Here is a 1,392-nt window from a genome sequence, read left to right on the forward strand (position 1 = left end):
AATGGGTGAGGGATTTTGGGTGGGGGAAGAGTCAGGAGAAGAGTTAGGGGAAGAGTCAGGAGAAGAGGGCGATCGGTGTTGAGTATCTTTAATAGATTGTACAAACTGATGACCAATATTAACAGTATCAAATTGATTAACAGTATCAACATCAACTTGTAAACAGTGACCGGATTGGGGAGATTGAGAAACCCGATATTTTTTCTGTACCTTGGAACGAAAATTGTATTTATTCAGGTCTTCTCCTAATTCTTCCCGTAACTTTTCCCATAACTTAGCGGCTTCTTTTTTAACGTGAGATTCACTGCACTTATACTCTGTAGCAATTTGAGGATATTTTTTTCCTGACCACACCCCCGTCAGTATAGCCTCCTCTATAGATGTCAGATTTTCTCGAGTTTTATCAAGTATCAACCGATCCGCCCATTGTAATATATCTTCAACATTCTTAATATTTGGATAAAAATAGAGATATTTTTTAATTTTTTTCAAAGATATCCTACCGAATCCTACTGTGTCAACCAAATCCTACCAAATCCTACTAAATTCCGTCAGGATAATTAGACAAATTGTGTACCAAATTTACTGTTTTAGGCTTGTCACATATAAAGGTTACAGGATCAAATTAGGGAAACGATCGCGAGTTGATCTGGTTTTTTGTTCTGTGTGAATCTTTGATACACATTCACTGACAGGGTAAGCAAGCTACGTTCAAATCATAATGAAAAAAATTGATTCACGAATTTAAGGAGAATAGAAATGTCTAAAGGTGATGAAATCGCAGAAAAAATTGTCATTGGCGTTGCTGCTGGCGTAGGTACGGCTCTCATTTTAGGAGCTGCCGGTTCTATTATAGCAATGAACCCTGCACCCTTATTGGCGGCTTTGAAAATTAGTGCCATCGCTAGTGCTGCTGCTGGTACTTCTGGAGGTATTGGAGGTAATAGTTAAATATCTCCGGAAAACCGATCGCTTTCTTTATTCGATGCTCAAGTTAGGGCGATCGCTGGCAGAGAAATCGCCCAAGCAGAGCAGACCAGAAACCGGGTTTCTTCAAGAAACCCGGTTTCTTTGTTTTTGGACAATTTTGAGGCAGAAGGGAAAGTGCGATCGCTCCTTCGGGATCCGCTTGGCGCGATTCGCGGGAGCGATCGCTTCTTTTATAGTTCCTCTGGATCTAAACCGAGCGATCGCAACCGTTCAGCAAGACGTTCGGCTTTTTGGCGTTCTGCCTCAGCAAGCTGTTGAGCTTGTTGGGCTTTCTGGCGTTCTGCCTCAGCAAGCTGTTGAGCTTGTTGGGCTTTCTGGCGTTCTGCCTCAGCAAGCTGTTGAGATTGTTCGGCTTTTTGGCGTTCGGCTTCGGCTTTTTGGCGTTCGGCTTCGGCTTTTTGG

At 42.5% G+C, this 1,392-nt stretch carries 1 protein-coding gene and 2 pseudogenes; 1 reads left to right on the forward strand and 2 read right to left on the reverse strand.

What is annotated here, in order from left to right; genetic code table 11:
• Positions 1–492, reverse strand: a pseudogene (locus tag P5683_RS24850) (ATPase); the annotation flags it as partial.
• 267 nt (positions 493–759) lie between these two features.
• On the opposite strand from P5683_RS24850, the gene P5683_RS24855 reads away from it, so the two are divergent.
• Positions 760–951, forward strand: a complete 192-nt coding sequence (locus P5683_RS24855; RefSeq protein WP_008054669.1) for a hypothetical protein — start codon at positions 760–762, stop codon at positions 949–951.
• Positions 952–1,160: 209 nt separating this feature from the next.
• Here the strand turns inward: P5683_RS24855 and P5683_RS24860 are convergent.
• A pseudogene (locus P5683_RS24860) lies at positions 1,161–1,392 on the reverse strand (hypothetical protein); the annotation flags it as partial.

This window comes from Limnospira sp. PMC 1279.21 (assembly GCF_032349615.1).
GTDB classification, from domain to species: domain Bacteria; phylum Cyanobacteriota; class Cyanobacteriia; order Cyanobacteriales; family Microcoleaceae; genus Limnospira; species Limnospira fusiformis.